General features: G+C 52.2%; 33 protein-coding genes. All 33 read right to left on the bottom strand.

Going from position 1 to position 25,263, the window contains the following annotated elements:
• Positions 1-37: 37 nt before the first annotated feature.
• On the bottom strand, positions 38-2,530 hold the full coding sequence (locus IB226_RS01430; protein ID WP_192233210.1) for a host specificity factor TipJ family phage tail protein: 2,493 nt from the start codon (positions 2,528-2,530) through the stop codon (positions 38-40).
• On the bottom strand, positions 2,490-2,909 hold the full coding sequence (locus IB226_RS01425) for an NlpC/P60 family protein (RefSeq protein WP_192233208.1): 420 nt from the start codon (positions 2,907-2,909) through the stop codon (positions 2,490-2,492). The genes IB226_RS01430 and IB226_RS01425 overlap by 41 nt, the downstream gene beginning before the upstream one ends.
• The gene (locus IB226_RS01420; protein ID WP_192233205.1) at positions 2,902-3,372 is read right to left on the bottom strand and encodes a DUF1833 family protein; all 471 of its coding nucleotides are present in this window, start codon (positions 3,370-3,372) and stop codon (positions 2,902-2,904) included. Before IB226_RS01420 ends, IB226_RS01425 begins: the two co-directional genes overlap by 8 nt.
• Positions 3,372-3,869, bottom strand: coding sequence for a hypothetical protein (locus tag IB226_RS01415; RefSeq protein ID WP_192233203.1), 498 nt, complete (start codon positions 3,867-3,869; stop codon positions 3,372-3,374). The genes IB226_RS01420 and IB226_RS01415 overlap by 1 nt, the downstream gene beginning before the upstream one ends.
• 2 nt (positions 3,870-3,871) lie before the next feature.
• Complete coding sequence (locus tag IB226_RS01410; protein ID WP_192233201.1) at positions 3,872-7,330, bottom strand: tape measure protein; 3,459 nt, start codon at positions 7,328-7,330, stop codon at positions 3,872-3,874.
• Positions 7,331-7,391: 61 nt separating this feature from the next.
• Positions 7,392-7,799, bottom strand: a complete 408-nt coding sequence (locus tag IB226_RS01405) for a hypothetical protein (protein WP_192233198.1) — start codon at positions 7,797-7,799, stop codon at positions 7,392-7,394.
• A gap of 78 nt (positions 7,800-7,877) precedes the next feature.
• Complete coding sequence (locus IB226_RS01400; RefSeq protein ID WP_192233196.1) at positions 7,878-8,555, bottom strand: DUF6246 family protein; 678 nt, start codon at positions 8,553-8,555, stop codon at positions 7,878-7,880.
• Between the two features lie 59 nt (positions 8,556-8,614).
• Complete coding sequence (locus IB226_RS01395) at positions 8,615-9,361, bottom strand: Ig-like domain-containing protein (protein ID WP_192233194.1); 747 nt, start codon at positions 9,359-9,361, stop codon at positions 8,615-8,617.
• 26 nt (positions 9,362-9,387) lie between these two features.
• Positions 9,388-9,771, bottom strand: coding sequence for a hypothetical protein (locus IB226_RS01390; protein ID WP_192233192.1), 384 nt, complete (start codon positions 9,769-9,771; stop codon positions 9,388-9,390).
• Complete coding sequence (locus IB226_RS01385) at positions 9,768-10,136, bottom strand: HK97 gp10 family phage protein (protein ID WP_192233190.1); 369 nt, start codon at positions 10,134-10,136, stop codon at positions 9,768-9,770. Before IB226_RS01385 ends, IB226_RS01390 begins: the two co-directional genes overlap by 4 nt.
• Positions 10,137-10,138: 2 nt before the next feature.
• Positions 10,139-10,486 (bottom strand): hypothetical protein, encoded by a 348-nt coding sequence (locus IB226_RS01380; RefSeq protein WP_192233188.1) that lies wholly within the window; start codon positions 10,484-10,486, stop codon positions 10,139-10,141.
• A gap of 168 nt (positions 10,487-10,654) precedes the next feature.
• Complete coding sequence (locus IB226_RS01375) at positions 10,655-11,032, bottom strand: hypothetical protein (protein ID WP_192233186.1); 378 nt, start codon at positions 11,030-11,032, stop codon at positions 10,655-10,657.
• Positions 11,033-11,034: 2 nt separating this feature from the next.
• Positions 11,035-11,436: a hypothetical protein gene (locus IB226_RS01370; protein ID WP_192233184.1), complete on the bottom strand. Its 402-nt coding sequence runs from the start codon at positions 11,434-11,436 to the stop codon at positions 11,035-11,037.
• Between the two features lie 9 nt (positions 11,437-11,445).
• The gene (locus IB226_RS01365; RefSeq protein WP_192233182.1) at positions 11,446-12,516 is read right to left on the bottom strand and encodes a major capsid protein; all 1,071 of its coding nucleotides are present in this window, start codon (positions 12,514-12,516) and stop codon (positions 11,446-11,448) included.
• Positions 12,517-12,527: 11 nt separating this feature from the next.
• Complete coding sequence (locus IB226_RS01360; RefSeq protein ID WP_192234486.1) at positions 12,528-12,959, bottom strand: hypothetical protein; 432 nt, start codon at positions 12,957-12,959, stop codon at positions 12,528-12,530.
• Positions 12,960-12,962: 3 nt separating this feature from the next.
• Positions 12,963-14,159 (bottom strand): DUF2213 domain-containing protein, encoded by a 1,197-nt coding sequence (locus IB226_RS01355; RefSeq protein WP_192233180.1) that lies wholly within the window; start codon positions 14,157-14,159, stop codon positions 12,963-12,965.
• A 24-nt stretch (positions 14,160-14,183) separates the two neighbouring features.
• Positions 14,184-15,152: a phage minor head protein gene (locus IB226_RS01350; RefSeq protein WP_192233178.1), complete on the bottom strand. Its 969-nt coding sequence runs from the start codon at positions 15,150-15,152 to the stop codon at positions 14,184-14,186.
• On the bottom strand, positions 15,091-16,548 hold the full coding sequence (locus IB226_RS01345; RefSeq protein ID WP_370579081.1) for a DUF1073 domain-containing protein: 1,458 nt from the start codon (positions 16,546-16,548) through the stop codon (positions 15,091-15,093). The genes IB226_RS01350 and IB226_RS01345 overlap by 62 nt, the downstream gene beginning before the upstream one ends.
• An 11-nt stretch (positions 16,549-16,559) precedes the next feature.
• Positions 16,560-18,032 carry a terminase gene (locus IB226_RS01340; protein ID WP_192233176.1) on the bottom strand — a complete coding sequence of 491 codons (1,473 nt, stop codon included), beginning with the start codon at positions 18,030-18,032 and terminating at the stop codon, positions 16,560-16,562.
• 2 nt (positions 18,033-18,034) lie between these two features.
• Positions 18,035-18,637, bottom strand: coding sequence for a hypothetical protein (locus tag IB226_RS01335; protein WP_192233174.1), 603 nt, complete (start codon positions 18,635-18,637; stop codon positions 18,035-18,037).
• A 142-nt stretch (positions 18,638-18,779) separates the two neighbouring features.
• Complete coding sequence (locus tag IB226_RS01330) at positions 18,780-18,962, bottom strand: hypothetical protein (protein ID WP_192233172.1); 183 nt, start codon at positions 18,960-18,962, stop codon at positions 18,780-18,782.
• A 40-nt stretch (positions 18,963-19,002) separates the two neighbouring features.
• Positions 19,003-19,491, bottom strand: coding sequence for a hypothetical protein (locus IB226_RS01325; RefSeq protein ID WP_192233170.1), 489 nt, complete (start codon positions 19,489-19,491; stop codon positions 19,003-19,005).
• Positions 19,492-19,596: 105 nt separating this feature from the next.
• Positions 19,597-19,845, bottom strand: coding sequence for a bacteriocin immunity protein (locus IB226_RS01320; RefSeq protein ID WP_192233168.1), 249 nt, complete (start codon positions 19,843-19,845; stop codon positions 19,597-19,599).
• 39 nt (positions 19,846-19,884) lie between these two features.
• Complete coding sequence (locus tag IB226_RS23315) at positions 19,885-20,349, bottom strand: lysis protein (protein ID WP_192233166.1); 465 nt, start codon at positions 20,347-20,349, stop codon at positions 19,885-19,887.
• Positions 20,339-20,842 carry a lysozyme gene (locus IB226_RS01310; RefSeq protein WP_304622212.1) on the bottom strand — a complete coding sequence of 168 codons (504 nt, stop codon included), beginning with the start codon at positions 20,840-20,842 and terminating at the stop codon, positions 20,339-20,341. The genes IB226_RS23315 and IB226_RS01310 overlap by 11 nt, the downstream gene beginning before the upstream one ends.
• Positions 20,843-20,846: 4 nt before the next feature.
• Positions 20,847-21,089 carry a phage holin gene (locus IB226_RS01305; protein ID WP_192233164.1) on the bottom strand — a complete coding sequence of 81 codons (243 nt, stop codon included), beginning with the start codon at positions 21,087-21,089 and terminating at the stop codon, positions 20,847-20,849.
• An 830-nt stretch (positions 21,090-21,919) separates the two neighbouring features.
• Positions 21,920-22,543 (bottom strand): hypothetical protein, encoded by a 624-nt coding sequence (locus tag IB226_RS01300; protein ID WP_192233162.1) that lies wholly within the window; start codon positions 22,541-22,543, stop codon positions 21,920-21,922.
• The gene (locus tag IB226_RS01295; protein WP_192233160.1) at positions 22,533-22,658 is read right to left on the bottom strand and encodes a YlcG family protein; all 126 of its coding nucleotides are present in this window, start codon (positions 22,656-22,658) and stop codon (positions 22,533-22,535) included. Before IB226_RS01295 ends, IB226_RS01300 begins: the two co-directional genes overlap by 11 nt.
• Positions 22,655-22,879, bottom strand: coding sequence for a protein ninY (locus IB226_RS01290; RefSeq protein ID WP_192233158.1), 225 nt, complete (start codon positions 22,877-22,879; stop codon positions 22,655-22,657). Before IB226_RS01290 ends, IB226_RS01295 begins: the two co-directional genes overlap by 4 nt.
• Positions 22,876-23,460 (bottom strand): recombination protein NinG, encoded by a 585-nt coding sequence (locus tag IB226_RS01285; RefSeq protein WP_192234480.1) that lies wholly within the window; start codon positions 23,458-23,460, stop codon positions 22,876-22,878. The genes IB226_RS01290 and IB226_RS01285 overlap by 4 nt, the downstream gene beginning before the upstream one ends.
• Positions 23,453-23,629, bottom strand: a complete 177-nt coding sequence (locus IB226_RS01280; protein ID WP_192233156.1) for a hypothetical protein — start codon at positions 23,627-23,629, stop codon at positions 23,453-23,455. The genes IB226_RS01285 and IB226_RS01280 overlap by 8 nt, the downstream gene beginning before the upstream one ends.
• Positions 23,630-23,727: 98 nt before the next feature.
• A complete protein-coding gene (locus tag IB226_RS01275) occupies positions 23,728-24,753 on the bottom strand; it encodes a DNA cytosine methyltransferase (protein WP_192233154.1) in 1,026 nt (341 codons plus the stop codon).
• Between the two features lie 309 nt (positions 24,754-25,062).
• On the bottom strand, positions 25,063-25,257 hold the full coding sequence (locus IB226_RS01270) for a hypothetical protein (RefSeq protein ID WP_192233152.1): 195 nt from the start codon (positions 25,255-25,257) through the stop codon (positions 25,063-25,065).
• Between the last annotated feature and the right edge of the window lie 6 nt (positions 25,258-25,263).

The raw sequence follows: 25,263 nt of genomic DNA, 5'->3' as shown, positions 1-25,263 counted from the left end.
CCAGCTCTATGGCTGGCCTGTGTTGGATTGATTGCTGTCAGGGGTAAATCAGGTCGCTATACTCTGCGAGGGTTAATGCGGTAGTGCCATCGCTGTTAGGCTGCTTCTCGCTGATGATCCACTGCGTCGCATTGAGTTCTTCAGTTGTCGCAATGACGTATCTCGATGGAGACTGAACGTCATAGCCGTCAAAGATGTTGAGGGTCATGTCAGGAATCGCAGCAATGAACCCAAATGCGGTATCGGTGCGCGGCGTGGCGGCATATCTGGCAGAACTGTTGCCCAGCGAATCAGTGATGACCACAAACATCGATCCAGCGAAATTGATTCGTTCACTGGTTTCAAACGTATTGCCATTGCGGGACACTATGTAACCCGCCTGTTGGTTCGTATCGTAGGTGTCCGGCACCTGAACCATATCGCCTACGTTGACCCACTCACCGTCAGCCAGCGCGGTGATCGCCATGCTCATGCGCGAATAAAGCAACCGTCGGCATTCCTTCTGTGCGCGGTAGTCAGCCTGAAAAGCGTTGCGGGTATACATCATCTCAAACTTCTTAGCTTTAGCGGGCTGTCCCAGTACTATCTGGTTGTTAGCTACACGGTAACGCACAAAAGCCTGCTTATTGGTGCTTGGGTCTCGATACTGAACCTCAACGCCATCGTAATCACCTGGCAGGGTCATTTCATAGCTAAGTGAATATCCTGACTGAACTGTGTTGGACCTATTAAAAACCGTCACAGGCCTGTCGCGCTTTTCATCCAGAGTGAATGACAATACGCCGTCGTCCCAGAAAACACTCACTCCGGCCGCATCGCATATCGTCTCCATGCGAGAACCCAGTGATACATCCTCATCATCGAATGTGTAATCGCAGTAACCGAGGCGAACATCTTTTGCATCTAACTTGGCCTGAATCTGGTAAAGGCCGTAAATGTCGATGCTGCTTTCCGCCTGCCCGCCAACTACCAGCCAGTTAAACAAGGCGATATCAGAGAATTTTCGAGAGGGGCGCAGAGCGTAATCAACTGCTTGTGTCGTAGCGTTGTAGCTGATGACATATCGATTAATCAGCGCGTTGTATTTCCTCTCTCTTTCGCTTGTAGCGTTCTCTGTTCCCTTAACAGTCACTCGCACAATACAGTCGTTTTGATAGACCACATTTGATCTGATGTTCACAGAGTGAATGGCCTCGACTGTCAGCTTGTTGCCGGAATTAGAGTTATTCGTGCGGTAAAACGAGACTGCATACCTTCCGGCGCCAGCGGCCGGTGTTAGCTTGTATGTGTTGTAATAAGTTTTTGTGGTGACGTTGTAGGGGTTGTCAACGCTATAGGTGAAAGACTGCTCCGTTCCCGGGATCTGATTATTATCGTCGTCCACCTTCCATATTTTCGTTACCCAATCTGTCGTACCATCGGTTGGACCGAGCTGGGAAACCATGTGTACCCATAGCTGCGATGATGCCACAGCAGAAAAGTAAGGCCCTGAAACGAGCCCCTCGTTATCGTTCAGAATGAACTTCACAAGGTTAATCGTAGCATTTGCAGGCACGATACCGGCGTCAGCACCTGACAGCGATCCAATCACAAATGTGTAGTAATAGATTGGAGCCGTAACCGATCCGTTGTCACTCTGAATTGCGCTAATCAGCGTGCCGCTGAATGTTGCATCGCGCGTCACCGAACCGCTTCCTGAGTTGTAAGTGACGTTGACAGTAAAAGTTACAGCATGGGGTTTCGGCAAATCGAAGAAGTAAGCAAATGAAGACTGTCTTGTGATCTTAATTCTTGCCTGATTATTGATGAATCCCGCTTCAATCAGGCTTGTTGAGGTAGCAGTTTCAACGACAATACCATCGTTCTCGTTCGCACCCAGAACTTCCTGCCCGTCTATTCCGTCAAAAGCAAATCCGACATTAACCGATCCGATATTCTCGCCAGGCTGGAAAACTGTATAACTTGCGCCGGCAAGCGACGAAAGGTTTGACTCCGAATACCTGATACTGCTTACGTCATATTTTCCAAGGCCGAAGTTCATCCATTCAGTGATGTATTTGTCATTGTTCGAATACTCAAATAACGACTCCTGAATAAGGTCCGGGAATGATCGAATAAGCCCAAAGCTATCTGGCTTGGCCTCGCCGTTGCGGGCAATGTTCGTTTGCCCTTTCACACTGTTGTTTGGTGAGGTCTTACTGTTTCCAGCCGCGGCGCTGGCGTTTGGCTGCTTGATCAGCCCACTCATTACTTTCTGGGTGAACTTGATGGGGTTGAAGTGCTCCAGAGGGTTAAGCAGCGTTCCTACCAGGCCGCCGCTTTTAGGCTGGTCAAATATGATAATCCTGTCGTTATCATTGAGCGCAAAACCGACCTCATCATCATCATGCAGCTCACGTCCATTGACGTTCACGCGCATTTCAGCATGCAAGTTTGATTCGCCCAGCCATTCACTCAGTAGTGTTCCCGCAGGAACTTCTACGCGTTCTTTAGGCAGCCCCGGAACGCGCTGAATCTCGATCACTGGCATACGAATAAAACTCCACTTTGGTAAAAAGCTTTTGGATAGTGCGCATGTGGTCAGAACGTACGTGACCGTTTTCTCCACGGCTATGGAGTGCCATCCCATCAATCACTAACCCAACGTGAACCGGTTGTGCTCCGTAGAAGGCAACAAACATATCGCCGTCACAGAAGGTTTCACCTTTGCGCCAGTAAACGATCTCGTTAAAAAAGCAGGTGGTAAAATCGCTGTCTGCTTCATATCCCGGCACATCATGCAGTTCAATTCCAAGCACGTGACGGTAATACAGCACAATCAATCCCCAACAATCGGCTCCCTCAAAATTACAGGCGCGATTGCGCCATGGAATCCCCTCAACCTTTTCAAGAAATTCATCTTTAAGCATTTTGTAATCCGGGGAATTCTTCGATCGTATAAAGGCGTCCAACGTTGTTGTTAACCGGATTCTTCAGGGTTAAAGTGCAGGTAACGTCAGTGTCATCCATTGACACATCAGACACGTACAGGGTCCACGGCTTGAGTGGCGTGTTCATATCTCGCGCATCGAATTGCTGGTAAGTTGCAGATATAGGCGTCAGGCGCGCGTATGCTTTCCACGCTTTCAGCTTTTGCTTGAAGTCCTGCGCTAGTCTCCCGAACTTGACGGAGCAGTCGATAACCGGCGTACTACTCTGCTGGCTCTCAATCACCTCCATTCGGCATGGCTGATAAACCTGTCCGGAAAATGTTTTTGGGAATATCTGGCGATTTACCAGACGAACCGAACCAAACACCTGACTATTGAACGTTAATGTGTCGAAAAGGATTTGATTTGGACGCTGGCTTTTAACTTCTCTGAATGTCGGCATTACGGCGCCCTCGGCAATGATTCAGGATCCCGATTATCCGGATAGCCAGTCACCACAAAATCCAGCCAACTAGCCCAAGGCGGCGGCAATTCAATAAGAATGTCGTCAAAGTCATCATCGGAGTTTTTAAGCTCACGCGCGATGACCGTGCCAGCCCAGGTGAACGTCGAACCGCTCTGGTTCCACGTCGGATAAGCTGTAAAGTGAAGCTCCTGCATTTCCAGCCCTGTGTCACCCGTACCGGTTGAAAGCCTCATGCTGAACCATTGATTGGCGTTATCCAGATAGTCAGGACTTCGCAACCACTGATAAAAGGCACGATGCTGGGCGGCGGTAAAAATCCAGGTAAGGTTGAATGAAGCTTTCAGGTCATCAGTGAGCTTTTGAAATATGGGGGCACCGACCTGTGGCTGATCGGTGCGAAACCCCGTGTCATTGGTGACGTTTTTATTCGACTTCTGAGCGAGAGGAAGCCAGTCAGGATAGGGAATTGCCATGGTTATCCTTTTGCTTTACGTGGAGCCTGGAAGTTATTTGTCAGCGCATTGCTGATCCTCCCACCCTGATTAAGGTCTGCAACTATCAAGTCAATCGTTACGCCGTTGCCGTCATTGCTTGCCTGCGCATCAACAGTCGCAGAGGTGTAGTTTTGGATATTAATGACCACACCACCGCTGGCTGGCGCGCCGCCGCCTGAGTTCAGGTCTTTATTGCTGATAACTGAGCCGTTATCGCCGGGTATCATGTACTGGCTGCCATTGCTGGCACGGTAGATTTCAGGCATACCACCCTCACCCACTTGGTACATTGAACCAGCCGATACCGGCCCGCCATTTTTACGCTTTCCTGCCAGCCCACCTGCCAGCGCCATTCCCGCAATCAAAGCGCCAATACCGATTATCGCTGCACCACCAAACGAACCAATTGATGCCGCCGCCGCCGCTGGCAACCATGCGACTGTAGTTGTTGCTGCAGATGCTGTGCTTGCTGCGGTAGTTGTGGCTATGCCCGCAACCGATGCGGACGTTGTTGCAGCTGTTGCTGAGATTTGAGCAGTCGAACCCATCACAGCAGATTTAACCCACTCAACGCCCATTTGGACGAAGGAGTTAATCAGGCTGTTGATAGCGTTGCTGGCGAGTGACTGCATGGCCTCTTGGGCTGTCATGCTGCCAGTAACCATTCCTGTGAAGGCGTTGGATGCATTGCCAGCCAGTGAATCAAACGACGCTGCTACGGCCTCATTGCCAACACTCTGATTGCGCCACATCGTCCACATTGCAGCCGTTCTCTGCTGGTCGTACTGCGTGTTCAGTGAATTGCGCAAGGCGAGGCTTTGCTGTTCGGTGAGCACCTTTTGGTTCTCGAACTGCTGGATGAGTTGAAGTTTCTGTGCATTCTCATTAGCCAGCTGCTGAACCGGATCGACCGTGCCGGCGGCGGCCTGTTGCGGCGTGACAACCTGCTCAGAACGTATTTTCGCAAGGTTGGTCTGGTGCTGCTGCTCCATTTGCTCAGCGGTGGCGTTGTATTGCTCCAGGCTGATTTTCTTCGCGGATAATGCAGCATTCAGATCGTCTACATCCTGCTTGTAGCTGGCGTTCTCCTTCGCTTCAGGCAATAACTTCTCTGCCGCTGCCTGCGCGCGGATTGCATTGCCGGTATCCCACTTTGCAGCCGCATACTTGCCAGCCAGCTCAATATCCTTTTGAGTTGCAGCGCTGCCCAGCGATTGCTGCGCGGTAAGAATGGCCTGCTCACGACTTAGCTCTCGAGTCGAATCGCCAGCCAATTCTGATTGTTGTTTCAGATTAGCCAGCTTCTGCGCGACAGATTCAGCCTGTGTTTCCGCCCTCTTTCCTTCAGCTATTCCTGCGCGCGTCTCTTTGTTGCGATTTGCCTCGGCCTGCTGAAGATCGTACTGCGCCCCAGCAAGTTCGCCGGCGGTGTTAATCTGGTTTTGATTGCCACCTTTTGCGTTTGCCTCCATGCGAGCTTTGGTTACAGCACGGAGTCGCTTGTCTGTAATGGCAAGTAAGGCGTTTTCAGTTTCAAGGTCTTTGTTATAGGCGTCAGCCTGATCGCTGCGTGGCAGCTGCAGGCTGGTTGAGTTGAATTTCTCCTTAGCCCTGCTGGCAAAATCAATTGCATTCCCAAACTGATTCATCAGGCCAGTTGCAATGCCAGCAGCCTCACCATCTCGTTTAAGCAGGTCGATACCCTGCGCGAAGGTGCCATTCATCTGTGCACGGAGAATGCCGGTTTTGCTAACTGTCTGGCTCAGTTTGTTCTGGGCTGTCTCATTCTGCGCCAGCAACTGGGTATGCTCGCTCTGTGCATCCGTCAGTTCTGAAAGTGTGACCTTGTAGAGCAGGCTGCCTTCCTGAAGATAACTAAGCGTGCGGCGAAGGCGGTATTGCTGCAGCTCGTTGGATTCAAGGCTGGACTGGTTATCTTTTATCGCATCGGCCTGCGCCTTGATGGATTTGGTCGCATTGTCGATTTCAGCTGCAAGCTGAACCTGACTCATGCTCTTCATCTTGGCGATCACACCATCAAGCTTGTCAGCGAAATCGATGCTCTCCTGACGGGCCTGCTGCATTTTCTGGTAGAAGTAGAAGATGCCTGCTGCAGCAATTACCGCCAGCCCTGCCGGTCCGCCAATCAACGCCAGAGCGCCTTTGGCTAAACCGCCAATAGTGGTAGTCGCAGCAGCAGAAGCCGCAGCAGCTGTTCTGGTTGCGGCCGCTTCTGCCAGTTGCGCTTCTGCATATGCAGCCGATCGCTGGATGGCTACGGATTTAACGGCCACCAGATTTTCAAGCGCGAACGCCTCCGCCGCCGAACCTCTGGCAACGTTGTATTCAGTCTGAGCCAGCGCAAGGTTTGATAATGCCTGTTCTTTGTCGAGACCTGCTTTCAAAGCCGTAACGCGCGCGGCATTAGCTGTAGCCGCTGCTGATTGGGCTGTCGCTGCTGTCTGAGCCTTCGCCGCCAGTGAATCATCGATGCGGGCTTTGGTTGCCAGTGCCAACGCGCCGACAAAACGTCCGCCAAAAATGACCGCAGCGACAGCGATCGCGTTCGCCACGATATCGAGATTCTGGCTGAGTGAAATCACACCCTCATTAAACACACGAATTGAAGTGGAAACGCTGGAGCTTTCGCCGACGAATTTAGTGATGTTGTTGGTGGCGATCGTAAACGCCTGACCCATTGTGGTCGTGGTGTTTGCGAATTCCTTTGCGATTGCGCTGCTCTGCTTGAGCAGACCGTTAACTACCACTTCCGTTGTCAATTTACCCTGCGCAGCCATGCCACGGAGCTGGCCAATGGTGACGCCAAGTGAATCTGCAAGTGCTACCGCAAGGCGGCTACCGTTCTCAGAAATTGAGTTGAATTCCTCACCTCGAAGAACGCCAGACGCGAGTGCCTGAGAAAGCTGCGTCATCGTTGAGCTGGCTTCTTCGGTGGTGGCGCCAGAAACCGCCAGGCCTTTATTGATTGTCGAGGTCAGTGTGATCAGGTCTTTGGTGCTTGTGCCGGCGCTGCGGGTTGCGCGCTCAAGACGCCCATACAGAGTTGCCGTTGCCGCCAGGCTGCTCATGGTGTTCTGAGAAATGTCGAAAACGCGCTGAGTCACTTCAGCCAGTGATTCATTGGCCCGAACAGAGTTAGCCAGTTTGTTATTGACTGTTACCCACTCGTTGCCATACGCGGCTACCTGCTGAACAGAAATGGCAGCGATAACGCCGCGAGCTACTGCACTCAGGTTGGACATGGTGCGCTGCATTGAAACGACTGAGCGCTCAGCTCGAGTCACCGTGGCATCCAGACGACCAACAGTTCCATTCATGCCGCTAAGAGCGGCGTCTACTTCGCGGCGGGCCGCCAGCAGGCGAGCGGTGTCCATATCCACTTCATAGATGATGCTGCCTGCATTTAAAGTGCCAGCCATTCGCTATTCTCCGGGCATAAAAAAACCTCGCCGGAGCGAGGTTGATTTCGTTGTCATGTCGTTATTTGAATATAAATATCATGGCCACTAAGAAAATTATCAGAGCAACTATCCATTGGGCAGCCATTGAATTCGACTCTTCTTTTTTTGCAATCTCAGCATTAATTTTATTCGTGCTGTCTAATGATGCTGACGTTGCTGCATCAACTTCCTGCGTATAGACCTCATAAAAAGCTATTCGAGCCTCTGCTGGCTCTTTTGCAAAGAATTCTTTGATGATGTCAGATACATCTAATGATGCGGTATGTGGATTTCCGCCTTTATCACTGACTCCCTGGATGTATAAAACATAACTCTCAACTAATTGCCTTACTTTACCCCTAAGCGCACTGTATTCGATAACGCCTAGCTCATTGGTGATGCCGACATAATAATCTTTAGGTTGCCCAGGTATTAAAAAGTCATTCACATCCCTATCCCCATAAAACTTTGAGGGGATAAATCCTATGTGTAAAGTGATGCAAAATAAAGCAAGATGTAACGCTATCTATTTTGAAGCTTTAGCTCTTCGCCTAGCCTGTCTGGCTAAGAAATCATCCTGTATCTCATTATACTCATCACGCGTGAATCCTTTTTGATCGGGATATTTGGCGTTCAGCATGTGCTGAAACTCAGTCATGGTCAGGTGCTCAGCCTCTTGCCGGCTAATGCCGAAGTGATTGCGTGCGGCGCTGATGTATTCGAAGGCTGAAAACTCAGAAGTGCCCTGGCTGCTTTCATGGCGCTGTAGTTGCCGCACTTTCGCTTTACCGATGATGCCATGCGTTATGAGTGATTGGGCGATCAGCAATATTTCGAAGTCTCCCATCTGTCCGGCGCGGCGCTTAAACGGCTTCCCCTTCGCTTTTGCTGGTCGAAATTCACCTATAAGCGATGAAATATCGCATTCGGTGCACGCCTCCATCACGGTAAGCGCTGCCATTAATGCGTGTTTGCCGTAGGTAGTGTTGCGGACATGCTCGGCCAACCATGCTGGCACGTGCCCATATGCCGCCACCGCACGCTCAATCAATGGCGTCACCTCATCACTGTGCAGATCGTAAAAAGCCTGCACAATCTCCTGTGGTTCGCCAATTCGCATCATGTTGGCAAAGGATGGGCGAAACATGTAATCGGCGTTCGGCGTTGAAATCACGCATTCGCCAATCTCTTTCATCGGGGTCATAAGTTAGTCCGGTAAAAATCATTCTCGGGGCCACCAAGCGATAGCCCCTGAAATGGCAATTACGAGGCCGTGACGGTTACTGCGGTCGTGCCAACCTTTGCGCCGTCAGTGGTGGTGAACGTTGCGTTGCCAGTGCCAGCCGCTACGCCGGTGATCAGGCCTGATGTGCTGATGGTGAACTTCGATGTGTCAGAAGATGCCCACACGCCGGTTTTATCAGTCGCATCAGTTGGTGACACGGTGGCAGTCAACTGACGGGTGGCGCCCACAACAACAGAAGTGGTTGCTGGGGTCAGCGCAACGCCGGTCACCGGAACTTCGTTGTCAGTGTCGATCACCTGAATGGTGTCGGCATCTGCAACTTTGAACTCGGTGGAGAACGTGATGATATCGTTAGTGCCGCCGTCTGAACTCAGGGCGTTAATCAGCATATAGCCGATGAATGTTACCGGCCCAAACTCCATGCGCACCCATAGCGTTGGCTGGCGAGTTGCCTGAATTTCAGTGTTAAAGTATTTAATCAGGCGGCCTACGCCGTACTGATCCAGTTTGTCATTGCGGCGCACTTCACCTTCAAAAGAGATGGTGAAATCAGCATTGGTAACGATGTTTTCAACGTAGCCTTTGGTGTCATCAGCATCCGATGTAACGCTGTTTGGCGAGAAGTCGAAACCTTTACTTGTGCCGGCGGCCAGAGCCTTCCATTCTGACTCCAGCGGTACCGCATCGGCGCAACCATCGGCTACTTCGAGCACAATGGCGCGGCCAAACAACTTGGTGTTGTCCGTTGGGCAATTTGCTGCCATGGGTAATTCCTCTTTAGTGTTATCGGCTATTCGCCGTACTTGATTGCAAACTGAAGCCGATAGACCAGCCGGCCTTCGGTGGTGAGAACTGGCGCGGGTATTCCGCCGAAGTTTTCGATGTAGCCGATACAACTATCTGAAATGGAGTTGATCTGAATGCTGCTGATAATCTGCTGAACTCGCTCATCGACTACGCCGTTTGCGCCCTTCGCTCCAATCACGTCAACCATCACGTAATATTCGGCGCCCAATTCATCGCGGATTGGTGAGCCGCCATTTGGCCTGAACACCATGAATGAGTCGGTCAATTTGCCGCTGTCATTCCAGACCAGCAACTGCGTGGTAAATCCAGCGGTAAGCCCGGCATCAACAAAGTGATTGCGCAAGCGCGTATGCATTGGAGGATTCAAAATGACATCTCCTTCTGCACAACGCGGTCAATCACATCGCGGCTTTCTTCGAACCCTTTAGTCAGGAATTCTTTCTCTGCAGTGGCGCGGCGGAACCGCTGCGGATTTGCCGGGTCATGCACGTAAGCGGCGTATGAGGCGGTGTAGCCAACCCTACCGGTGATGCGAGCGCCATTAACGACGATTTCACGGAACTGGCTGTTGAGCAGATACGACGTATCGATTGGCGTGTAGATTGCTGCCTGTGATGCGCCGACGATCATCGCGCTGGTGAGAGCACGAACAATGCGCCGGTCCTGAATGTTATCGATAGCGCGGTTAACGTTGCGTGAAACCTGCCTGATGCCTTTTACTTTCACGCCCATGGCTACACTCCAGTGATAATCGCGTAATCATCTGCGGCTCGTTCAAAGGTGTCTGCATAGCGGATAGCCTGCATCACCTCATCGGCACCAGCTGCAATCGGGTCAGGGTTGTCAGATGCGCCAATGAGCAGGTAATCGCCGGTGTCAGCCAGCGCATACTCTGTCCATACCGTGTTCTTCACTACATTCTCGCCGCCGATGTCGCCAAGCCGCTTTGAAAGCCCACCCTGATAATCACAGGCAATAACCAGCGGCGCTTCGAATATCGGGTCGCCGTAGTCATTGCTTGCGCCTGAGCGCCTCCAGATCGTCGCCTGAGCGGTGTATGACCAGTTAGCTAAAGATGACATGTCATTTCCTCCAACTGGTCACTACGGGCTTCTCAGCAGCAATTCGCGGGCAGTTAATCACCCACTCGCCGCTGCTGTTAACGTAGCCGGTCGTCTGCCGGCCAATTGAAGTCGTTATCCACACTCGCTCGAATGGCTTGGGCGGTTGTGATGCTGGTTGCCAGTCCATCAGCAGCCACCAATCACATCGAAGAAGCCAACACTTGTGCCAACGTCAATTGGCAACAATGCGGTGCATCCTGATGTGTCCAGCGCCGCCAGCGTATTGCGCATCGTCTTCACATCGCCGCTGTAATCAAACGATCGGGACGCCCCTGAAGGCGCTGACTGAGATTTGATGCGCTGACTGAAAGCGGTGATAGCCATAAGGGTAACGGCGTACACCTGAATCAGTGTCATGTCGCATTCATCGTAGCCAGCCGCCTCCAGGCACATGCTTATACTTCCCAGCTTGCAGAGGTAGGCGTCAATCATGAAGTCCGGGATGGAGTAACCCAGCGCAGATAACTGCTGTTTAACCTGCGCTGCCGTTATCTGCACTGCCATGGTTACTTGTCCTTTTTGGTTGCGGCTGTCAGCGCTGCTTCTGCTTTGTCTGCACGATCGTTTGCTGCAGCAAGCTCAGTAGCGTGAGCGGTCTTCAGCTGCTCCAGCGCGTCGGCATGCTCTTTGTCTTTGGCTTCGACTGCATCCTGAGCGGTCTTCAGCTGCTCCAGCGCGTCATCCAGTTTCGACTGCAACACCGATGTGTCAGTGCTAACCGGCGCCGATGGGGTTGCCACTTCGAAGGTCAGCTTCTCGCCTTTCTTCTCGGTGGCCTTTTCAGCTTTACCCTGAGCAAGCCACTTTTCAGCGACCGAATCATCTACGTCATAAACCTGACCGGCCTCCAGTTTCTGGAAGCCGGCACCGGCAAAGAGGTTTGAAACCAATACCTTTACGAGTGCCATGTTTGTTCCTTAGCTCGAAGCGTGGATGACTGAGTATTTGTTGTTGATGTCCTGCTTAACCATCAGGCCCATGGCACCCCATGTACGCCAGATGTAATCGCTGTTGTAAAACGGGCGAGGGTCGGCAACGGTGCCGATAGCCTGGCCGACGATCGGAGCAATCACGCCTGCAGTCAGAGGAACAATCAGAATTTCGTTTCCTGACAGTTGTGCATCTTCTTTGATACCAGCGATGCCGGACAACTTCAGGAGCTCTTCCAGAACGGTGCGGGTCGCATTCACATCGAAGTAACGCTCAAGGTTGGACATGATTTCTGCTGAAACATACCAGGTCTGAGGCGCGTACTGGCTGTTTGTCACACGAACCACGTCACGCAGTGCGATAGCATTGGTGCGCAGCGCTACCGGATCGGTGCTGGTTGCAAAGTTGAACGTCAGCGTTACCTGAGCAACGCGTTCGTCAGCCTTCAGGCCTTTCCAGGTTAAGCCATCAAACTTCACGTAATTGCCTTCAGAGTCGCGGAAGCCGTTGAACATGTAGTCAACGTACTGACGCTGCACGTCTTCGACAGAACCACGCTGAGCATCAGCCTGAGACTGAAGGGCCGACGGACTGTTGAAAATCGGATCGCGCCAGTTGAACTTAAAGCCTGAGTCATGCACTGGCACCATCGTGCCATCAAAGGTGTAGCTCTTGGCATCCAGCGCCGCGCCAATCTGTCCGGACATGGACGTATGAGCCCAACCACGACCACCAGTACGAGCGTAGTCATAGCGTGACTGCTCAATACGAACAGAACGCGACAGAGGCATCAGGTCGTTTAGCAAAGTGAACTGAGTGGTTGGCTCGAACTGAGCCAGAACAGTGGTATCGAAAGCGCGATACAGGCGGCGGATGTCATCAACTGCGTTTACCGCATCCAGTCGCCCAGCATCCTCACGGACGCCACGCACGCGACCAATGAAGTCAGCGGCAGCCTGAGCACCTTCATTACGCGCAATTTGCAGCTCGGCAAACTGAGACTGGTTAACCTCGAGGTTTCCAGTGCGTTCACCCAGAGAACGGGAAAATACAAACATTCAGGTGCTCCTTACTTAATCACAACGCGCAGCAGGTCACCTGCGGCAGCGGTATATGCTTTGTCTTCTTCGACATAGCAACGAATTGACTCATCACCGGCTTGAGCCTTGACCTGACCATTTGCGATCGACAAAGGCTGTCCTTTTTTGTAGGTGCCGGCAGCGGCGCGTACGTTCAGGAACATGCCCTGCAATGGCTGAATGCCAACGACCAGCTCACCGACCGGAATGCTGTCATCAACAGTCAGGCAGCGCAGATAATCGAAGTTGGCCACATAAAGGATCGCCTGCTCGTTACCTGCAACTGATGCAGTGAATTTGCCTGCATCGAAGAAGCCGATCGTGCCAGGCTTAGTTGCCGCTGCAGCCGCACCTTCACGGTTAAGCAGAGGGTTAGGGAATACGCCACCGGCGTGAATTACGTGCTTTCCATCTTTAGCCATCATTTACTCCGGCATTTCGCTGAGGGATTTATCTGAGTTGACCTGACGCAGAGAGCTATTCAGGCCGATGGATGTCTGGCATTGAGCAAAGAGCTCATTCAGCGGCTCGCCATCAAGCGCATTCACCGCGATATCAGTCATGCCGAATTTGGCTTTAACAGCAGCGCGTTTTTCACCCTTCTCTTTGTCAGAGTTAACTGCCAGGCCGCTTTCAATGGTGTTCAGTTTTTCGGCGAATGGTTTGAACCATGCCGGAGCTTCATCGCTATTGGTGGCGGTGTCTTTGGCCTTTTTGTCAGCCTCTTCTTTTTCTTTCTTGGCCTTTTCATCAGCGGCAGCTTTCGCTGTCGCATCATCGGCGGCCATCTGGTTGTAAGCGTCCATCAGCTCAGCATCGGACTTACCTTCAACGTCGATGCCTTTCGCTTTCAGCGCATTGGTGATGAGTTCTTTCATCGGGTTTGCTTCCTCTTTGACGGAATTGCTGTTGGCGCTGAAAAACGCCTTTAGCTGGTTAAAAATTGATTTGAGAGCGGGGTCTTGCGTTGAATCGATATCGGGCGACTGGCCTTCTGACAGGTTGACGACTTCCAGTTCCTGCTCGGTGCCATCGGAGTTAACGAAGATGCCTACGCCCTCCTCCGGCGTTCCGGCGCCAGCCTCATCCAGCAGCACCGCCACATGGTCGAACATCATGTTGGTGGCGATTTCGTTGTACTTCTTGCCTTTCGACTCGCCATTTGCAGCGATGCCGGAATAAAGCAGTCCGGTGGAGATGTGGATCGGTTCGACGTTTGCTTTGGCAGCCATTTCATCCAGGCGGTTAATCAGACGCTTGCCATTTTCACTGGCTTCGGCATAGCGGCGGTCCACGTACATGTCACCAACCACTTTGCCTTCGACGTGAGTGACATTCTGGAGCCATGCACCGACGTGATAATTGTTCACCGCACGGACATCGCGGGCCGATACGTGTTTGCCATCCACTTTCGGGTGACCGAACGGCATCGGATTTCGCTCAAGCGTGTTGAACGCCTTTTCAATTTCTGCTGCCGGGTACAACTTCCGGTTCATCACAATATCGTCGACAACGGGCGTGATGCCGCGAACCACGATGTGTGGTTTGCCGTCGATGGTTTCAGTGGTGATGTTTGAAGCGGAGTTGACGACGGTCAGCACGTTAACGCGATTGCGCTTCATGCTGTGTCCTCATGGGATGGATAGTTAAGTGGTCTGCTGCCACTCCTTGCGCTCTTTGCTCAGCCTGTCAACGAGGCCGGTATTTACGATCTTCCCTTTGTCATCCAGCAGACAGGGCACGTTAGCGCAATAGCAGTGATACCTGTTGCCTCGCTCGGCATAGAAGGCTTCGACTTGCTCGGTAGTGTAAGTGTGACCGTGGCGGGCAGCATGCCATGTGCGCGTTGTTGGCTTCAGCGCTGACAGCCAGAGGATGGCAGTGTTCAGGCCTAACCTCTCCTTTGCCCAATCCGTTTCCAGCCACTGCGCTTTGCGCAGCGCCCCTACCTGCTCGGTCTGCGCGATGTTCTTGGCCTGCGCCATCGAAACATCCAACCGCTTGCTGATGATGCGGGCTGTTTCGCGCGGGTTAACGCCACGCCCGATTGAGTCGGACACGACAGTAGCCAGGTCAGCACGAGCTGCGTCGCTAATGCCTTTCCAGTCGCTATAGGTCGATACGTAGGCTGCGGCAATCTGGTTCTGATATGCCGGGCTGCTCAGCAACTGCGCAAGCGTGGTTTGCTGCTCGTATACGGTCGACTGTACTGACAGGTTGGTAAAAGCCTGCCGGGTGCCACGCTCATACTCTGCGGCTACATAGCCCAGCGCCCACAGGTTTTGACTGCCACCGTCGAGGAGGTGATCGTCAAGTATCACCTGAATACGCTGCAGCAGGTCAGCCAGTTGCGCGGCTGTCATGTCGTAGATGTAAGTGCCGGCGTTCACCTGGTAAATCACATCGCCATATACGGCATGCGAGGCGTTACCAATGCGCTCAGTTCCGGTTAAACGCTCATCGAATAGCTGCTTAAGCGCCAATTTGATCTGGTAGTAGCGGTCATCAATGTCGCGGTACATCCGGCCAACCTGACGCGATGATTGTGTCGGGTCAGCTTTGTTGCGGGGAATTATCGGTGTTCCGATTCGGGTTCTCGCTGGCGTCGTCATCATTCAGCGGGTCCTTATCGTTTAACTTTTTGTTTGGGTCAGGCGTGGATGGCGCTTTGCGTGGCTCAAGTTCACCGACGGTGCGCACCTCGTTTTCGTCAATCGCTGGAGTGCCGAATGCCTGCTGAGTGTCTTTCGCTACAGCTGCCATTGCCTGCATGTTGGCGATCTTCTCTTTCTCGCTTGGGGCGAGTAAGTCAGACCACGCCAGAGTGACTTCGCCGGATGTCGGCGCATCGATGACGCCAATTTTCCAGAAGCGCTCCAGCAACATCTGCACGACTGCCGTCTGGAATCCCCAGCGGCGACCGTTGCAGCGCTTGGCCCAATCGGTTTTATCCTCATCGGAGGCAAGTCGTCCGGTCTGCTGACCGAACAGAATGGTGAACGGGCATTGAATTGAGGATGCGAACTCGTTTGCCGTAACCGTCCAGCTTGGCGCCGGGTCGGCTGCAGCGACTGACAGAACCGATGTGGTTCCCGACTGAGTGACGAGCGCCGAATCAGTGCCGCGATTCAGCTTCATCATCTTGTCATTCATCGCTTCGCCGAGGTCTTTGTACCCTGCCTTGGTAGCCATGTCAGCCAGAGTTTTCATGTCTGTCTGCGCGTCGAAGCTGATGCCTAACTGGCGGCTGGCGTTCTTCAGGAAGCCTTCAGCGCTACCACCGGATATCTTTTCGAGGTCCAGCAACTTGTTGTAGCCCGCACGGAGGAATGGCACGCCGGAAAGCATGTTTTCATCTTCCGAGCCTTCACACAGGATGATGACGCGATCGGGATGGACTGTAACGCTGCGCACCGGCCCATATGTGCCATCGTCACCCACTGGCTGCTCATTGAACTGGTAGTTAACCGGCTCGCCATAGGTTTCCGACATGGTGTCCGTGTCGAAGTTGCCAGGCTTAATTTGCGATTCCCACGCAGGAATGAGTTTGACGATCGCTTTATCTCGCAACCGGGAAACAACGTTGATATCTACCGGCTCTTTCCACTCGCGACCGTCTTTGAACTGGATGAGTAGCGCCGAATACCTGCCAACCAGATTGCGCCGGTCGGCATCTTTGATTTTCGCCCAATGCTTACTCAGCAACTTGGTTGCCGTCTTTTCCCATGACGTGGTTTCGGTCGACTCTTTGTTCTCGTCACCGTCGATAATCGTCGGCTTATCCGTCCAGCACGATTCCAGCAGCTTATGCACGGCGGCATAGGCGACAGGGTTACGCTCGTAGGCGCGGTAGTACTGGTCGAATCCGAGTTCATCGGGATAGCCGAACTCCTCGTAAAGCTTTGTGCGCTTGGTATTGCCATTTCTGGCGCCATACATCATGCGCTGGCGGCCCACAGCATCAGCGAGGGCGTTCACGAGGAATTGCTCCCCGTTGCTTAGTTCACTCACTGATGAGCTCCTTAGAAGAATATTGCGCCTACCTGCTTACGATTGTTTTTCGCCACTGCGAAGTAACGGAAGCCATCGGAGCCATGAGATGTTGCGTCGTGTAGCGGCTTATCTTTCCAGCATCCCTTATTCATGTCCCACTCCTTTCGATAGCCTTCAAGATGGGTGATTCCTTCAGCGCATTTTTCTTCGTCGAATACGCACTTGGGTAGAATTTCACGTACTGACTCAATGCCGGTATCGACTCCAGTTTTAGGCACCACTATGAAGTTCATGGAGTATGTCTGACCATCGATTTCATATCCCTCTCGCGCCAGCTCTTTACGGGATTTAGCATCAGAACCGAATTCTCGGTTCTCAATATCGTGCGGACCCCAATGCTCACCATATTCATAACCACGGTCTTTCAGCACCTTCATGTAGTGGCGCAGGCCTTCACCGCTGTTCTCGTAGTAGTCGATAATGTGAAACTCTTCACCAACCTCGCGCACGAACCATATCGCGGTGGAGTCGCCTACACCGATATCCCAGAAGGTATGAACCGGCAGGTGTGAGTTATCAGGAAGCTTGCCGATGCGCTTGTTGGTGTAGAGCCAGCGGAACTGTTTGGCGTAGTAAGCCCCTTCGACAGACTGTTCAAACGCTTCAGACGGTATCGATGGATACTCGCGCTTCATGTCGTCACCGAGCGTTTTCTCTTTGGCGTAATACCAGGCTTTCTGGCGCTCGTTCAGGCTGATGCCTTGCTTCGCCTCTATATCATCAAAATAATCGCTCAGGCGCTGCGGGAGTGGCTCTACCGGGTCGATTGCATAAAGTGGATTCTTCCACCAAGAGAAGAAGAAAAACTTCCAGTCGAGGTTGGATAGCTGCTTACCCTGCAACATCGCTTTCTCGGCAGTCTGGCAGTAATCGAAGAAGTAGCTCGCCCGGCCTTCTGCGGTGCTTTCAATGGTCGTGAAGCAATCGCTCGATACCGCTTCGAATGCGCCGGTGACGATCTCCCGCGCTTTGTCGGGGAACTTGGCGCATATCTTTCCGAACTCGGATACGTGCAGGAATCGCAGCGTTCCACCACGGAATGACGTGCTGACGTAGAGCGAGCCACCCTTTTTGAATACCAGCTCACCCGCTGAATCATTACTTGCCGGGTTGGCTGCCCTGATTTCTGCCGGCAGCCGATCGTATGCGTATTTAACCTTCTCGCGGAACAGGCGCTTGGCATCGTTAAGGGTGTGGGCGATCAATGCGCACTTTGCAGCCTCAAACAGCGCAGCATCCAACTGAATGATGCAGACCTCAGTCGTGAAGCCAAGCTGACGTGCCTTCAGGATGATGTTGCGGGTATGCATGCCTTCGAAATATTCGAGCTGCTCCGGCGTCATCTTGAACCGGACTGGTTTGCCTTCTTTGTCGGTAATCCAGTAGAGGTTGTTAAGCCGCCAGAGTTTGTCACGCAGAAGCGCGATGTGTTCTGGCTTCATGATTACCCCTTGGCTAAATCGTCCATCAAATCGGAGAGCTTCTTCGTTGATTCATCGCCGGTCGGCCCGTCGATGTCGTATGCCTGACGCTCGAGACCAACGAGGGTTTTCAGCGTGTCGGATAAGTCTTTCATAGACTTCACGCGACCAGGCAAGCTCGTTGCCTTCTGATAAATCTCGTTCAGCCTGTCCCTGCCGGTTTTCTCATCAGGGTCAAACATCAGTTCGCCAAGCTTGCGCAGGGACTCAACATCAGCGCATTGGGCTTCAAGCTCATCAAACAGTGAGTTAGCCATGCCTCGGGCGCGGCGGATATCACCACGATGTTCCATGCGAACGTTGGCGATTACTTCGGCGTTAGCCTCAATCAGTATCCGCTCATTAGTAGCCGTTTCAGTGGATACCTGTCTGGATACCTCACGTTTGGATACCAGCGAATCAGCCTTAGCTTTTATTTTCGCCTTGAGGTCGCGCTCCCATCCGTCACGCTTCGCTCGCTTGTTTATGGCGCCGTGAGTAATGCCATGTTGTGAAGCTATTTCGCGGATAGACATCAAACCAGCACGGTAAGCCGATTCGATGGCCTCCCAATCTGGTGATGCCATATGAGTTCCTTAAAATCATCACTATGGGGAAGCGTCCTCCAAGACCGGAGGCGCCAAAGTTCGGAGGTATTTATGTCTACAAAATTAATTGAGCTGGCAGTCGCATACGCACCAACTATTAACGCAATTGTTCTTTGGGTTCTTAGTCGTTAACCGGCACGAATTCCATCTTCTGCACGTCATCCGGCGCGAGGTATACCCAAGCGCCATCTTCCTGAGCGACACCAATGAATCCGTTTACGATTTCAGGTTGTGATCTGTTCATCAGGCCAATGTGAGTTTCACCTGACTTAGTTGTCACTGTGATGCGGTAGGTGTCAGTCATATTGGCTCCAATAAAAAACCGCCCGTAGGCGGCTTGTGAGTTAGTCTGCAGCAGAAATTTTGGCTCTTGCCACCTCTTGCGTTCCGCTTAATCCGTATGGATGACGGGTATGATATCGCTGAAGAACAAGTTGATTAACAGTGCTACTTACTGAGGCAAGGGACTTCATTACATCATCAATGTTTTTTGCATTAGGAAAAGCATCATGAGCAACAAGAAAGAGGAAGTCTGGCTCATCTTCTGGGGTGTGAGCATTAAAAACATATCCTTCACTTACTTCAAATGCAGGGCTGAACCCCAGCACCTCTGATGGGAGGATATATTTATCAATTTCACTAGGTGGTAGTTGTCCCAATGCATCTTTAATTAGCACTTTCGCGAATTCAACTTCTTCCGGGATGTCTCTGTTCATCTTAGTTGCTGGGTTTTTTTCAAAAGCCTCAAGCTTCATTTCTAAGCTATACCCAAGCTCGTCTAAATATTTTATCCATTGGTAGTGATGTAACCAAGGATTGCGTTTCCAGCCCATAATAACCTCCATTTAAATGAAGGCTCAGATTACAACATCAATCATTCACATTGCTAATCTGGATCATCATCAGGCGCACTCGCAAATGCGCCTTGTGATGACTCATTACTTAAAGTCAGACAGACCAGCACTCCTTCGCCATGCCCTCACGGTCGCAACTATTTTCTCCGGAGTGAGATCGTCATCGTCGTTGTAATAAATCAGGTCGGAACCCTCCGGATGCTCAGTCACCGCAATGAAGTTATCCAGTAACTCATCCTGATACGCTTCGCTGCCCTCTGCGCTGCAAATCTCACTGACCAACTGAGTAAATTCTGCCTCAGTGTAATCTTCGAATCTTGGCTTTAAGTTCATTGGACACCCTCATGTTTAGGGTGATGTTAACTCACGATGTCACTTTAAGCATTGTTCGTTGATGTACTGCTGCAATCCGGCTATTTGCTTTCCGGCGATTTCGATACGACTTCGGAGGGTCCAATAATTACGCTCAGCGGCGTCAGCAAGTCGGGGGCTGGTTGCATCATCCACGCCGGTGGTGCCGGTGTCGTTGTTCGCTGGACACTTTGCGTTGAGCTGCAGCCGGCGCTTGCCAGTAGCAACATCATCATGCAGCAGATCGATAGTCGCCTGAACATCGGCTAACTCCTTCGTGTATTTGGCATCGAGTGCCGCAACGTCACGCTGACGCACCTGCATGTCGTCAATAGTGGCGCTGGCCAACTTGAGCGCATCAGATGCTTTATCTCGCTGGGCCTTGTAGTCGATGGCATTGCCACGGTAGTACAGCGCGATGCCACCCGCAGCAATCAAGCCTGCCAGCAAGAGCAGCAGAAATCCGATCGTCGCTTTAGATATCATTTGCGCTTTCCGCCAGGCAGAGAGAACGCTCCATGTCGCGTCGGTTCATCAGACCTTTCCACTTCATGCCACCGGCATACACCCAGCGGCGCAGCTCTTCGCATGCTCCAGCCTGGTCACCAGCGTTGAGCTTTTTCAGCAGCGTGGATTTGGAGAAGGCAGATGTACCGACGTTATAGGTGAAGCTGTAGAGCGCGGCGCGGGGATACTCGCCCAGCGGCACCTTCACCATTGAATCGACAGCCTTCTTAACCGGCTGCAGGTCATTCCACATCAGACGACCGCATTCACGGTCGGTATACTTCTTTCCCTTCACGATGTCAGCACCGGTATGACCATCGCAGACAGTCCACACCCCAGCCACATCTTTGTAGGGTTCGTACACGCGCCCTTCTACACCATCCTTTCCGCCAAGGAATACCGTTGCGATAAGCATGGCGCCGCCGCCTGCAGCAGCAATAAGCCTGTTGCGCAGTGTGTTAGACATTGCCATTGGGTTAATCCTCGGTGACGTCGGGCGCGGTGGGCCAGCGTTGCAGCGCTTTAATCTGCGCCATTGTGGCCTTGCGTTTGTAATACCAGTTGATGCCGAGAGTGAATAGCGCAACCAGAATACCGGCCAGCACGCCAACAGCACTCCATTCATCGGGACTTAACCGGGTCAGCAGACCGTTGGCAATTGTCCCGGCAGATGCGCCGTATGCCGCGCCTGATGCCAGTTTGCTCATATCGATACTCATATACACCTCGCTGTTCGCTTGGTGCCGCCTGTAGTCGTAAGAAAAGTGCGCGCATCCCCACACAGCAATGAGGGTCTGAATAAGTTTTGGGATGGCGCAAAACGAAAAAAGGCCGCCAATTGGCGACCTCTTAAATTTGATGTGCCCCACCCGGCGCTTATCTCCGGCACTCGTAATGGCTTAGCTCTTGAAGGGGCGGAACAATCTTCTCAAATTCGTAACGTGGAAATTTAACGTTACTTGCTCTATTTACTATTAGTCAGCTAAGCATATTCATTTGCAGCACAAGATGCTCAGCCTGGCAGTCAGAATCTATGCAATAAAAAAGGCACCGCCGAAGCAGTGCCTAATTTTTTGGTGTGCGGCGCCGGGTGCCTCCCGGTGAGACAGCTAACCCGACAAAGTCCATCCCGTGCGACATATCAAGCTTTATGCTGATTCGGATTCCACCCCTCCGCATAGGGGGATTCACCGCATCCGCAGCATTATATTCAGCTAAGATTAATCTTAAAGGGTTGAGCGTATAAAATACTTATAAAACAAAAAGCCCCATCGGTTAAGACGAGGCTTTCGGCCTGATATGCGAGATGAATGATTGGACTAAAGAACAATACACATCAGGCGATTCACTTTTTACAAAAACTTTTTTCGGGTGTCAATATCGCAAAAAAGCCCCGCTAGCTGGTGAGGCTACGAGGCTCTTTAACTATCTCACGATTTTTGCAACTAACCGATTAAGCTGCGATCTGTTCGCTTCACTTCCCGATCATGCCACTAATTTGCCAGGTTGCTTGCCCTTTGTCTTTAGCTATTCGTGCTATTTATGCTCATCATGCCGCCATTTTAGGAATCTCCTTCTCCATTTCACGCTTAATTGCGTAAAACATTTCTCCTTCGAGGATATCCAGCGCCCATTCCATTCTATTCCGCGCCTCCTTCTGGCTGATGCCGGTGAAGTAAGTTAGCGATGAACCGATGTTTTGCACGCTCTTGCGCTTGCAGTATCGTAATCTGGCTACGTTGCGAACCGGGTTGTCCTTACCGAACGTCTTCACCATGACTGATTCAACGAAGGCAGCATCATCTGATTCTTTGGCGAGAGCGATGATGTTTGCCGTTGATGACTGAGGTATCAGTAAGTCCCTTGCCTTGCGGAATAGTTCTTCCCCGCGCAGGCCTTCACAATGAAGCTCTGACACGATTTTCTCTATCTGCCTTCCCTTCTGTTCACTCCATTCGCAGCGCATCATCAGGCGGCCAATAACGTTCACTTCGCAGCGATCGTAATCTTCACCACCGAGGTGCTGGCCCCACACGGTTAGCAGGTGCCTAATCCATGCCTGTTGCGATCGGTTGATAGTCTTCCATCCGTTACCGAACAGCCGGCGCATATCAGCAGCGCTACGAACACCGGCAAGCCTGACGATTTGCTGAAAGTCACGTTCAATGCGCATGCTTAATCCCCATGATTTTGGCTGTGTGCTTAATGATTCGGTAATCGACCGGGAAGGTGTTGCGAGCGCGATACATACGCAGCAGCTGCCACTTCTGTCTGAGGTAGTCGGTCATGCGGCCTGCTCCATAGACTGCTCATAGTTCAGGTACAGCCCCCAAAAGCTCACTAACAGATTTGCTTTCACGACCATTTTTTCCTCATTGCACCAGCGACTAAACCAGCCAATCGCCAGCTTCAACTCCTGCTCAATATCGCGTGGGCTTTCGATATGCATGGGGAAAATGATGTCGTCAAAAACAGCCGCTGTTGAACTTGGATAGGTAATCTTGCTCATGCTGCTTCCCTCTCTTTGACCAATGCACGAAGCAAAGCCCTGTAATGCGATCTGATGCGCTCCAGTTCTTCGCGGGTGTATCGATGAGGTGTGTTGTTAGATTCGAGCGCTAAGACGCGCTGAAGGCCGATTTTTGCTATGAGGTTGACCCTGTATGGGCCGATGTTGCCGGAATGGTGCACATTGCAAGATGCACATTGTGAATGGCATCCATCCTCATTGAACCTTAACTGCGAAGCCGCTGCCGTTGTCCTGAAATGCCCTGCGTGATAGCTGACTGCCGTTGTGCTGCCGCAGCTGATGCACACGTCGCCGTCTCTGGCCCTGATGAAGTCGTTGAAAGCTCGCTGGGTCATGCTCATCCAGTGGCTTAACGGTTTAACATCCGCTTTGCGTTTATTCCACGCCGCACGCTCCTCTTTCGCCTGGCGCTTTTGCTTGCGCTCGGTGAGTTGGTTAGCGAATTGAATGGCACATTTGGGTGAGCAGACGGTTTGAAGGCTATTGCGGGGGATAAATTTTTCAGGGCAGCATTTGCATTTCTTCGGCTTCGGCGGTTTCGGCTTGATGCCTTTAGCCATCATCGTCTCCTGTCATGCCGAAATTGGGATCGGCTTCCTGTAGATGGTCGGTGCAATCTGTGCAGCAGTAGGTCTCGCAATCGGCCAGGGTAATGGCGCAGAACACGCACACCAAAGGAGATAGCTCGCCAGCGCCAGTAGGCGGATTTGATTGCAAGGTTTCTTTCATGCTCTTCCCACTCCAGATCGCATTGGCATTCTTCGCAGCTAATTGAGTACCAGTATTTATCTTCACTGGTGAGGATGGTGTAGCAGCGGCGACAGCGTTCACGCATGATGAACCTCCATATAAGCCTCTATGAATTCTTTCGCGACTTCCGCGTTGATGGCGTTGCCGTAGGCGCGCAGTCGTCCCACTCTTTGGGTAGCGCCATTAACCAACGGGAATGAGCCGGGTTCAACTGGCCGGAACTTTCCATCCCGGCAGAGGAGCCAGTCAGAATCTCTCCAGAAGCCGTTAACCGGATTGGCTGAGCTATCGACGCAAAGTCCTGCAGCCGCTGCTGTATTTTCGTGCCATCCTTTCTCTTCATGTTCATTGCATTTTCCGGATTCGGCGTCCTGTCGTTGCTCGCTGCTGTAGGCGTCGGCCATCCCGCCAATTTCGCTGTACCCGGCAGCTTCAGGCAAACTTTCGGTGACCCGTCCGGATGCTTCCCGCTGTAACAGTGGGTTGAACCGGTCGCATCGTTCGCCACTGGCGTCTGCCAACCCGCTAGCTGGGCTTCCGATTGAAGGTTCATTCCACCTTGACGGCCGCTCGTTCCTGCTCCGGTTCCGTTGTTCGCTGTCGGAGTTGGCCACCCAGAAGAGTCGCTGCCTGATGTGCGGCGCACCGAAGCCCGCAGCGCAGATATCAAGAGCTGCTGCGGCGTATCCCGTTCCTTCCAGGTCAGTTTGTACAAGGTCGAACCAAGCAAGGCCGTCTTTGCTCGCAACCTGCTCTCCAAAGACTGTCTCAGGTCGCAACTTTTCGATGAGGTAGTGGAAGTGGGGCCAAAGGTGCCGCTCGTCATCAAACCCAGCGCCCTTGCCCGCGTCGCTGAAAGGTTGGCATGGGCAGCTTCCTGTCCACACTGGCCGATCGTCACTCCATCCTGACTGGCGGAGCGCGTAACTCCAGACGCCAATTCCGGCGAAGAAGTGACACTGTGTGAAGCCTCGTAAATCTGCGGGTGTAACATCCTCAATACTCCTTTCATCAACAACGCCGGCGGCGATGTGTCCTGCTTCAATTAAGTTACGCAGCCATTGGGCGGCGTAGGGGTCGATTTCGTTGTAGTAAGCCGTCATCGCGTGAACCTCACTCTGTTAGCCACAGATTGGCGCAGACCTTCCAGGTAGCTGAAAGTGGTTACTTGGGATTCAGTGGGTTGTGGCTGGCGTTTCTTGCGTGGTGATTTGGTGTCGTAGATGGCGTGGCTTTCGTAGCGTTCCCAGATGGATTTGCGTCTCTTCATCTCGCCCTCGCACACATATGGCGGCATGTATCGATGCTGCATCCCATCCGCTGGCTGATGATTGCGTATGTCAGCCCCATTTTTCTCAGCTTCCCTACCTTGTTGCACTCTTCCTGTGTGTGGTGTTGGTATCTGCCTTTGCTCATGCTGCGCACCTGTATTCAGTGTTTACGGTTCCCGGCGTGCCGGTGGTGAACATTGCGTTGCGATCGGGATGCTCTGGCTTCACTTCCATCCGCCCGTCAAAGCGTTGGTAAACGCAGTGAGGTTTCTTATGGACGAACGCCAGCCACGCAGCTTCTTCGATGGCTGCGCCAATATCGGTAAAGGGTGTCATTGGATT

The sequence above is a fragment of the Pantoea sp. PNT03 genome, assembly GCF_014852515.1.
Classification (GTDB): domain Bacteria; phylum Pseudomonadota; class Gammaproteobacteria; order Enterobacterales; family Enterobacteriaceae; genus Pantoea; species Pantoea leporis.
This window is presented reverse-complemented; position numbering and strand designations above follow the sequence as displayed.

Excerpts from the sequence above, each read along its gene's own strand:
- IB226_RS01410 (WP_192233201.1), bottom strand. The coding sequence starts at position 7,330 with ATGGCTGGCACTTTAAATGCAGGCAGCATCATCTATGAAGTGGATATG.
- IB226_RS01375 (WP_192233186.1), bottom strand. The coding sequence starts at position 11,032 with ATGGCAGTGCAGATAACGGCAGCGCAGGTTAAACAGCAGTTATCTGCG.
- IB226_RS01350 (WP_192233178.1), bottom strand. The coding sequence starts at position 15,152 with ATGATGACGACGCCAGCGAGAACCCGAATCGGAACACCGATAATTCCC.
- IB226_RS01275 (WP_192233154.1), bottom strand. The coding sequence starts at position 24,753 with ATGACGGCTTACTACAACGAAATCGACCCCTACGCCGCCCAATGGCTG.
- IB226_RS01355 (WP_192233180.1), bottom strand. The coding sequence starts at position 14,159 with ATGAAGCGCAATCGCGTTAACGTGCTGACCGTCGTCAACTCCGCTTCA.
- IB226_RS01365 (WP_192233182.1), bottom strand. The coding sequence starts at position 12,516 with ATGTTTGTATTTTCCCGTTCTCTGGGTGAACGCACTGGAAACCTCGAG.
- IB226_RS01380 (WP_192233188.1), bottom strand. The coding sequence starts at position 10,486 with ATGTCATCTTTAGCTAACTGGTCATACACCGCTCAGGCGACGATCTGG.
- IB226_RS01280 (WP_192233156.1), bottom strand. The coding sequence starts at position 23,629 with ATGAAAGAAACCTTGCAATCAAATCCGCCTACTGGCGCTGGCGAGCTA.
- IB226_RS01320 (WP_192233168.1), bottom strand. The coding sequence starts at position 19,845 with ATGAACTTAAAGCCAAGATTCGAAGATTACACTGAGGCAGAATTTACT.
- IB226_RS01420 (WP_192233205.1), bottom strand. The coding sequence starts at position 3,372 with ATGCCGACATTCAGAGAAGTTAAAAGCCAGCGTCCAAATCAAATCCTT.
- IB226_RS01295 (WP_192233160.1), bottom strand. The coding sequence starts at position 22,658 with ATGACCGACTACCTCAGACAGAAGTGGCAGCTGCTGCGTATGTATCGC.
- IB226_RS01300 (WP_192233162.1), bottom strand. The coding sequence starts at position 22,543 with ATGCGCATTGAACGTGACTTTCAGCAAATCGTCAGGCTTGCCGGTGTT.
- IB226_RS01305 (WP_192233164.1), bottom strand. The coding sequence starts at position 21,089 with ATGAGTATCGATATGAGCAAACTGGCATCAGGCGCGGCATACGGCGCA.
- IB226_RS01360 (WP_192234486.1), bottom strand. The coding sequence starts at position 12,959 with ATGGCTAAAGATGGAAAGCACGTAATTCACGCCGGTGGCGTATTCCCT.
- IB226_RS01290 (WP_192233158.1), bottom strand. The coding sequence starts at position 22,879 with ATGAGCAAGATTACCTATCCAAGTTCAACAGCGGCTGTTTTTGACGAC.
- IB226_RS01325 (WP_192233170.1), bottom strand. The coding sequence starts at position 19,491 with ATGGGCTGGAAACGCAATCCTTGGTTACATCACTACCAATGGATAAAA.
- IB226_RS01270 (WP_192233152.1), bottom strand. The coding sequence starts at position 25,257 with ATGACACCCTTTACCGATATTGGCGCAGCCATCGAAGAAGCTGCGTGG.
- IB226_RS01425 (WP_192233208.1), bottom strand. The coding sequence starts at position 2,909 with ATGCTTAAAGATGAATTTCTTGAAAAGGTTGAGGGGATTCCATGGCGC.
- IB226_RS01370 (WP_192233184.1), bottom strand. The coding sequence starts at position 11,436 with ATGGCACTCGTAAAGGTATTGGTTTCAAACCTCTTTGCCGGTGCCGGC.
- IB226_RS01385 (WP_192233190.1), bottom strand. The coding sequence starts at position 10,136 with ATGGGCGTGAAAGTAAAAGGCATCAGGCAGGTTTCACGCAACGTTAAC.
- IB226_RS01415 (WP_192233203.1), bottom strand. The coding sequence starts at position 3,869 with ATGGCAATTCCCTATCCTGACTGGCTTCCTCTCGCTCAGAAGTCGAAT.
- IB226_RS01400 (WP_192233196.1), bottom strand. The coding sequence starts at position 8,555 with ATGACCCCGATGAAAGAGATTGGCGAATGCGTGATTTCAACGCCGAAC.
- IB226_RS01430 (WP_192233210.1), bottom strand. The coding sequence starts at position 2,530 with ATGCCAGTGATCGAGATTCAGCGCGTTCCGGGGCTGCCTAAAGAACGC.
- IB226_RS01340 (WP_192233176.1), bottom strand. The coding sequence starts at position 18,032 with ATGAAGCCAGAACACATCGCGCTTCTGCGTGACAAACTCTGGCGGCTT.
- IB226_RS01335 (WP_192233174.1), bottom strand. The coding sequence starts at position 18,637 with ATGGCATCACCAGATTGGGAGGCCATCGAATCGGCTTACCGTGCTGGT.
- IB226_RS01310 (WP_304622212.1), bottom strand. The coding sequence starts at position 20,842 with ATGGCAATGTCTAACACACTGCGCAACAGGCTTATTGCTGCTGCAGGC.
- IB226_RS23315 (WP_192233166.1), bottom strand. The coding sequence starts at position 20,349 with ATGATATCTAAAGCGACGATCGGATTTCTGCTGCTCTTGCTGGCAGGC.
- IB226_RS01395 (WP_192233194.1), bottom strand. The coding sequence starts at position 9,361 with ATGGCAGCAAATTGCCCAACGGACAACACCAAGTTGTTTGGCCGCGCC.
- IB226_RS01330 (WP_192233172.1), bottom strand. The coding sequence starts at position 18,962 with ATGACTGACACCTACCGCATCACAGTGACAACTAAGTCAGGTGAAACT.
- IB226_RS01285 (WP_192234480.1), bottom strand. The coding sequence starts at position 23,460 with ATGGCTAAAGGCATCAAGCCGAAACCGCCGAAGCCGAAGAAATGCAAA.